At 31.4% G+C, this 6,939-nt stretch carries 8 protein-coding genes; all 8 read right to left on the minus strand.

What is annotated here, in order from left to right; translation table 11 throughout:
* Positions 1-921, minus strand: a 921-nt coding sequence (locus tag QZZ51_RS15595) for an FIST N-terminal domain-containing protein (RefSeq protein WP_291871342.1), incomplete at its 3' end; no start/stop codon positions are given.
* The gene (locus QZZ51_RS15600) at positions 918-2,513 is read right to left on the minus strand and encodes a PAS domain-containing sensor histidine kinase (protein WP_291871343.1); all 1,596 of its coding nucleotides are present in this window, start codon (positions 2,511-2,513) and stop codon (positions 918-920) included. The genes QZZ51_RS15600 and QZZ51_RS15595, both read right to left, overlap by 4 nt.
* Positions 2,503-3,048 carry a heme NO-binding domain-containing protein gene (locus QZZ51_RS15605; protein ID WP_291871345.1) on the minus strand — a complete coding sequence of 182 codons (546 nt, stop codon included), beginning with the start codon at positions 3,046-3,048 and terminating at the stop codon, positions 2,503-2,505. The genes QZZ51_RS15600 and QZZ51_RS15605 overlap by 11 nt, the downstream gene beginning before the upstream one ends.
* An 87-nt stretch (positions 3,049-3,135) precedes the next feature.
* A complete protein-coding gene (locus QZZ51_RS15610) occupies positions 3,136-3,540 on the minus strand; it encodes a response regulator (protein WP_291871347.1) in 405 nt (134 codons plus the stop codon).
* Positions 3,541-3,747: 207 nt separating this feature from the next.
* Positions 3,748-5,520: a DNA mismatch repair protein MutS gene (locus QZZ51_RS15615; RefSeq protein ID WP_291871349.1), complete on the minus strand. Its 1,773-nt coding sequence runs from the start codon at positions 5,518-5,520 to the stop codon at positions 3,748-3,750.
* A 48-nt stretch (positions 5,521-5,568) separates the two neighbouring features.
* Complete coding sequence (locus QZZ51_RS15620) at positions 5,569-5,928, minus strand: MmcQ/YjbR family DNA-binding protein (RefSeq protein WP_291871351.1); 360 nt, start codon at positions 5,926-5,928, stop codon at positions 5,569-5,571.
* 100 nt (positions 5,929-6,028) lie between these two features.
* Entirely contained in the window at positions 6,029-6,643 is a 615-nt protein-coding gene (locus tag QZZ51_RS15625; RefSeq protein WP_291871353.1) for a DUF4230 domain-containing protein, read from the minus strand.
* A gap of 1 nt (position 6,644) precedes the next feature.
* Entirely contained in the window at positions 6,645-6,875 is a 231-nt protein-coding gene (locus tag QZZ51_RS15630) for a DUF4260 family protein (RefSeq protein WP_291871355.1), read from the minus strand.
* Between the last annotated feature and the right edge of the window lie 64 nt (positions 6,876-6,939).

A 6,939-nucleotide genomic window follows, 5' to 3' on the forward strand; every position in this document is an offset into this window, starting at 1 on the left:
AGTTTTTCTATTCCTCATTGCTAAAGATGCTGCTTTAGAAGCTCCTTCTGCGATATCGTCTACAGTAGACATCATCAGTTGAACAATGGATCCTTCTGGCACATCACCTGCCAACATCATACTATTTTCCTTTTCATCGATATTTAGTATAGTTCTTACAATCGTCTCTTCGTTTTCGTTTATTTTAACACTAAGAGGGTAAAGCAAGGCTGCTTCTGGCAATTCTTTAGCTTTATTTCCAAGATACTCTTTATACAGGTCTAAGGCTGGTTTACCATCTAACTCGTACAAAATATTAGTATCCGATTTTGTAATAATACGTTCTGGACCAAAACTTGTCCATCCTCCATAATTAGCACAACTAACTTCTAAACTTTCTCCGTACAAGCCTATAACAATAACCTCTCCTTCTTTAGGGTTACTATTATAAGATGCTAATGTCTTTTCGAATCTAGAATCGTCTCCGCATAGCCCTCCAGAAATATTAATTGTGTTATCTAGAAGTTTTTCTAAACCTAAAATTAATTTACACCCATTAACATTGCTTCCCTCTGAGACTACAAAAACATGTCGCAAACCTTCTTTTGGTAAGCGTTCTATGAGTGCTATTCCTAAATTTTCTATATCGTTATTAAAATTTTTACTATTTTCACTTTCAATTGCAAAGGTACTTTTGTTAAACTCTATAGCCGTTAAACACACGCTATCATCTATTACTCTATCACCTATAATTTCTCCTGAAGTAGAACCAAAAACAATTTCTCCGTCTGGAAAAATAGATTTTATTTCTGAATACATATTTTCATCCTCGAGCATAAACCTATTTCCAAAGACTAGAACTAAGGGGTTTTTAAGGGTTTTTTCTTCCCTTAAAAATCTCCAACTTTTATTCTTTTCTTTAATCCCTTGTTGTATTCTCATTTTTGCTTTTTTAAAGTGAAGAAAAAAGTAGTTCCTTTACCAATTTCACTTTCTAACCAAACCTTACCTTCATAAAGGTCAATTATCTTTTTTACTATAGATAAGCCAATACCTGTAGATCGCTCTTTATTACCAATGGATTGAAATATTTTAAAAATCTTTTCGTGATATTCTTTCGGTATACCAACACCATTATCCTTAATACTAAATTCCCAATATTTTGGTCGTTCCACACAACCGACTTCTACTAATCCGTTTTTTTGTTCAATATGCACTACCGCATTACTCAAAAAATTCTGGATTAATTGGTGAATTTTTGTACGATCTGCAAAAATAGTTGGCAACGTATTTACTGCTACTACCCTTACATGATCTGGTATATAAATTATATCTGTAATCTCTTTAACCACCTCATTTACATCTACACTAGAATTATCTAAATTATCGCTTTTTATAGTAGAATACTTTAAGATTCCATCTATAAGCTTATCCATAGATTCCACCTTTTCTTGCATCATTTTAAGGTTAAAAACACCATTATCATCTAGCTTATCTTTATAATCCTCGTACATCCATGTGGTTAGTGCACTTATACTTCTTAGGGGAGATTTTAAATCGTGAGAGACAATATGCGCATATTCCTGTAGCCCTTTATTACTAGATTCTAAATCTTTAACTAATTGAATTTTTTCCTCTTCGAGCTCTAACTCATTGGTTATATCTTCGATTAATGCTACCTCATACTCTAACAAACCTTTATTATTATGAACCGCATTTACCGTTGTTTTAGCTGAAAAGAAGGTGCCATTTTTTCTTAAGTACTTTTTATTCAACGAAAAATGATGAATATTTCCTGCGTACATTTCGTCTCGGAGCTCTTGAGATGCCTTTAAGCTTTCCAACGAAATAAAATCTTGTGTCTGTAATACCATTAATTCATCTTCGGAATACCCTAACATTTCTTGGATTGTCTTATTGCTTTTTATTAACTCGCCTTTTACGGTTAACAGAATTCCAAGTGGAGAATTTTCAACAATAATATTTAATCTTTTTCTTTGCAAATCTAACAAAGATTTCATCTCAGATTCATACGTAATATCCCGTAAAACACCCTGCGCGGCAATCGATTTACCAGAACTATCTTTGATAATACTACCATTAATCTCTATGTATTTTAAGCCTTTCTCTTTGGTAAATATTCTTGGCCTAAATCTTTTTATAACCCCTGTAGCATAAAGAGCACTAAAGGAATTTTTGGAGTATTCTTTATACTCCGGATGCACTAAATCGGACAGTAATATATCATCTTCAATAGTATAACCCAAAAATTCCTCAGCGGCCGTATTCATTTTTATCATTTTCCCTTTTAAATCCATTACGATATAAGGATCCACCATATTCACAAACACATTCCCCATTTGAGAGGATTCATCGTCTAGTAAATTTTCTAAAATTCTATTTGCTTCTTTCAGTTGTATCAAAGTATCATACAACTCTTTAGATTTTTTTTCTAAGATGTTTTCGGCCTGCTTTCTCGCTTTTTTCTGTCGTTCTAGTGCCTTTTTAAGTAAAACTATTTCCTTATTCTCCATCTTGTACTATATCAAATTTTACTTCTGTTCCATCTTCCTGCAATAATTTATATTTTACTTTCGCCGTAGTATTAAAATGTTCAAACGACTTTTCTATTAATCCATGAGCCAATCTATATAAACCTCTGGAAGAACAGTATATTAAAGAAATTGAATTTTTAGTTTTCTCCAAAACTTTAAATGTTGGTAATTCTGCTTCTGGGTATATTTTTTTCACATGCACATGTATGTGATCCTCTATAGAGTAGAGAAGAGAAATAGGAGACTTGTAATTTGCAACAACCTCTGGGTGCGCATTTACTAAGCTAGAAAATAAAAAGAGGCCAAAGGCATAGATTAAATCATCTATAGGTATTTTTACCTTAGAACTTAGATTAGTTATTAGACTAATCATTTCATTAAAATCGTAGGTTCCTATAGAGGTATAGATTCCTTCTGAGGGTAGATTAGAAGCTTCTATAATAGAATCGACCACTTCTAGGCCAAACTCCGACTCTACCATTTCTAAAAATTCTGTAAAAACTATTCCTTTCATTGCAAAAAATTATAATCAATTTCTTGAATAAATGTAGGAATTATACTTCTTTTTGTAAAAAAATTGTTGTGAAAAGCGAAATTAAGGCTAGGCTTTAACTAACTCATTGCACTCCCAATATGTAAAAACACTGGCCATTTTTATCTCGTAATCCTCATATTTTAAGGGCTTTATAACATAACCCGCTATTCCTATACGATAACATTCTAACAAATCGGCTCTATTTTCAGATGTTGTCAGCACAATTGTAGGAAGATACTTAAGGATAGGATCCTCCTTTAATATTCCTAAAAATTCTATACCGCTCATCTTCGGCATATTTAAATCTAATAGTATAATATCTGGTAATACCTCATCAGACCTCAAAAATGCGAGGGCTTCCTCCCCATTTTTAGCTTCTGTAATTTTGTGCTTTAATTGTAACTTTGAAACAGTTCTATTTAGTTTCATTGTTTCAATAGCATCATCCTCAATAAACAATACATTTAACATATTATCAGATTTATACTACAAATCTCCACTAATTACTTGAATAAAAAAATTAATTATCGGTGAAATACGTTTAACTGTAGGTGAATGGAAAATTGGTTTAGACTAACTCTCTAAAAGATTATGCCTATTTTATTGATAAACACTAATAAAAAAACAGCATCAATCGATTCTAAGTAAAATAAAAATATAGTTATATTGATTAGATAGCTAATCCACGATTTCCATCTTTTTAAGCAAAAAGGAAGCGTTCATATTTTTACAAATACCTTTCTTAAAAGAATAATCAAAATGCAGCTCATTATTAACTATCTCAGCATCAAAATAATAGTTCTTTATTTGTGTTAGCTCCTCTGCGGATTCGCATAAACTTAAATCGTGAGTAGCAATTATTCCTGTAGATTTAGAACGTACTAATTTTTCTATAAATTTTCTAGAACCAATTGCCTTATCTGTACTATTAGTTCCTTTTAATATCTCATCTAAAACAATAAAGTAACGATCTAATTGTATTTGGTCTACAATGAACTTTAATCGTTTTAATTCGGAAAAGAAATACGATTCATCATCCGTAAGAGAATCTGTAGTTCGCATACTAGTTATTAATTTTATGGGAGAATAGGTAACTTCTTTAGCACAAACAGGCAGGCCTAAATTTGCCATAACTATTTGCAAAGAAACGGTTCGTAAAAATGTACTCTTCCCTGCCATGTTGGCTCCGGTAATTATAAAAAATTGTTCCTTATCTATATGTATATTATTTAATACTGTAGTTTCTGGATTAAGTAATGGGTGTCCTGCATTTTTAGATTTAATTATTGTAGTATCATTTACAAGCTTTGGGTAGGTATATTTTGAATGATTAAATGCAAAATTCCCTAAACTATTATAGGCATCAAAAAAAGCTATTACGCTAAACCATTTTTCTACAGATTTTCCATGTATAGCAATCCATTTTTCAATTTTAAAGCAGGTAGCTAATCCACGTAAAAAAAGGCCGTTACCAAAAATTAAATACGCCATATTGCTATTCTGATCTAAAGCACCAAGATGCCGAGAAAACTCATGAATAACTTTGGACGTTCTTCTATTATCAGAAATTATCTCTTCCTTTCTTTTTCGCAGTAACACAGACTTAAATTCTGTATTTTCTAGAATAGTTAATAGCTTATTATACTGCTCAAAAGTATCTTGAACCTTGGAAGAATTAGTACCTAACCTGGTTATCTTTCTAGTAAAAATTCCTGTAACTCCTAAGCCCACAAATAACCAAATTATTAATGAAGATTCTGGAAGTATATCTAGAAAGTAAAGCGTTAATATAGTTAAAGAAAATACAGAAAAAACCAAAGGTATGTACTTCATAATTTTGGGCATAAATGGGGTGTAGTTTACTAGCCATTTCTCAATAGCATCTACCTGTGTTTCTGTTTTAGACAAAGATGCTATTGCCGAATATTCTTGCCGCCATTTAGGCATCTTACTAAGCTCCTTTATGGCTTCTTGTTTCTCATCTATATTGTCTATAGAGTTTTCGTTAAATAGCTCTGCAAGCGTCTCGCTACCATGTTTTAAAGCTGTTCTATTACTATATTGATAAAAAGAACCGCGGCCAAACAAATCTATATCTTGGCTATAGTAGTGCAACGGGTTTTTAAATTCTTCCCCATCTGGTAAATGCTGAAATTTTCTTTCTTGGACCTCTATTTCCGTTTCATTAATTGCAATTAATGCTTTTAATTTATCACGATGCTTTTGTAACTGACTATGCCTTGTTACTAAATATAAAAACAGGACTATTGTTACTAAAACAATACCAACAATAAACTTCGTATTCCCATACAAAAAGTAAATACCTATGGCTGCTACACAAAAAACAAATAAACGCAACATACTAGATGCATATAATTGTTTTTTTACACGTGCTAATTCATTCTTGTATTTACTTATCTCTTGGGTATAAAAGGAAATTAATTCCTGCATATTTTGAGCATTACTATTAATATTGCCTAAAGATATGTAAATAGACTTTTAAGAAAGTTTGTTTAAGGTATTTTTAAGTTTTATTGTGAGCTTAGATACTACTAAATCATAAGAATGATCTATAAGCTCTTTGGTTAGTTCTGGTGCAATTTGTTCTAAGAACATTGTATTCCAATGTATCTTACTCATATGATACCCAGGTATAATAATACCATCATACTCTTCTCTAAGTTCAATAGCCCTATCTGGGTTACATTTAAGATTTACTTGTAGCGGTCTTCTTTCTAAGGCACACAATGCAAACATTTTTCCCATAACTTTAAAAACAAGCGCATGGGCATCAAAAGGAAACTCCTCTGTTATTCCTTTTTTCGTTAAACAATACTCTCTAAATTCTTCTATATTCATAATTAAAAGCTAAGGAATAGAAACAGAATTGTAAACGATAACCCTAGTCCATTTTACGGCACTAATTAATACCATTACAAGTATAAATATCTTTTTCATTTTATGTGTCTAATAATTTTTTCTTTGCCTCCGTTAACTCAAGAGCAGAATAATCTAACTGCCACCCTATTGTTTGCACTATACTTTCTATTAACAAAACAGCCTCTAGAGCCTCGCGGCTAGCGGTATCCATTAATCCGCTTTCGGGTATTTTATCTTTAATATGTTTTTTTGCTTCTTGGTTCAAAGTTGTTAAATCGTCTGGGGTAAAAGAATTAAAAAAACCATTTTTAATATCATAAAATTCTAATTCTGGGACTATCGAAAGTACTTCTGGTTGCGGAAATTGTTCCAAAATAATTTTCTTGTTTTTGGTATCTGCATACATAAAAATCTTTTTAAGGTCATATCCTATTTGCACCTTAGCATTAATAAGAATAAGTGCTTTCTTTTTACTGCTCACCAAACTCATAAAACGTTCTTTGGTATTTTCATACTTATATATTTCTGCAAAATCTCCTTCTACAGAAATTAACTTACAAACACTTTTTATTTTTTCTAGTAAAACGGTAGATTGATGTGTTGTAAGTTCTTTACTCTCTTTCTTTTTAAAAAAAGAATATCCCCAAAATGTACTTACAATACCTAGAAGTAATCCTAAAAAACTCTCTATCATATTATTTTTCTGTTTTCTCTATTTTTTCTAGGTATGTAAAATTAAACCCTTCCTTATATTTTAAGCCGTATCCTAGCATTATACCCAAACAAGAATGCGAAAATAAAATGATTCCTGCCATTTGCCAAAGAGGTAGTGCAAAATATATGCCGATAAAATATACTAAAATAGGAAACATGAATATGCCTAACCCTAGCATGCAAAATCCTTCTATCTTTAGGCTATTTTTCATTTGGTTAACACTTTATATAAAATAGGTTTACTTGGAGAAGCATCATTATAAAATGGTGCTATTT

This window comes from Maribacter sp., from assembly GCF_016744255.1.
Classification (GTDB): Bacteria; Bacteroidota; Bacteroidia; order Flavobacteriales; family Flavobacteriaceae; genus Maribacter_B.

Coding starts and splice junctions, on each gene's coding strand:
- QZZ51_RS15600 (WP_291871343.1), bottom strand. CDS start 2,513: ATGGAGAATAAGGAAATAGTTTTACTTAAAAAGGCACTAGAACGACAG.
- QZZ51_RS15605 (WP_291871345.1), bottom strand. CDS start 3,048: ATGAAAGGAATAGTTTTTACAGAATTTTTAGAAATGGTAGAGTCGGAG.
- QZZ51_RS15610 (WP_291871347.1), bottom strand. CDS start 3,540: ATGTTAAATGTATTGTTTATTGAGGATGATGCTATTGAAACAATGAAA.
- QZZ51_RS15615 (WP_291871349.1), bottom strand. CDS start 5,520: ATGCAGGAATTAATTTCCTTTTATACCCAAGAGATAAGTAAATACAAG.
- QZZ51_RS15620 (WP_291871351.1), bottom strand. CDS start 5,928: ATGAATATAGAAGAATTTAGAGAGTATTGTTTAACGAAAAAAGGAATA.
- QZZ51_RS15625 (WP_291871353.1), bottom strand. CDS start 6,643: ATGATAGAGAGTTTTTTAGGATTACTTCTAGGTATTGTAAGTACATTT.
- QZZ51_RS15630 (WP_291871355.1), bottom strand. CDS start 6,875: ATGAAAAATAGCCTAAAGATAGAAGGATTTTGCATGCTAGGGTTAGGC.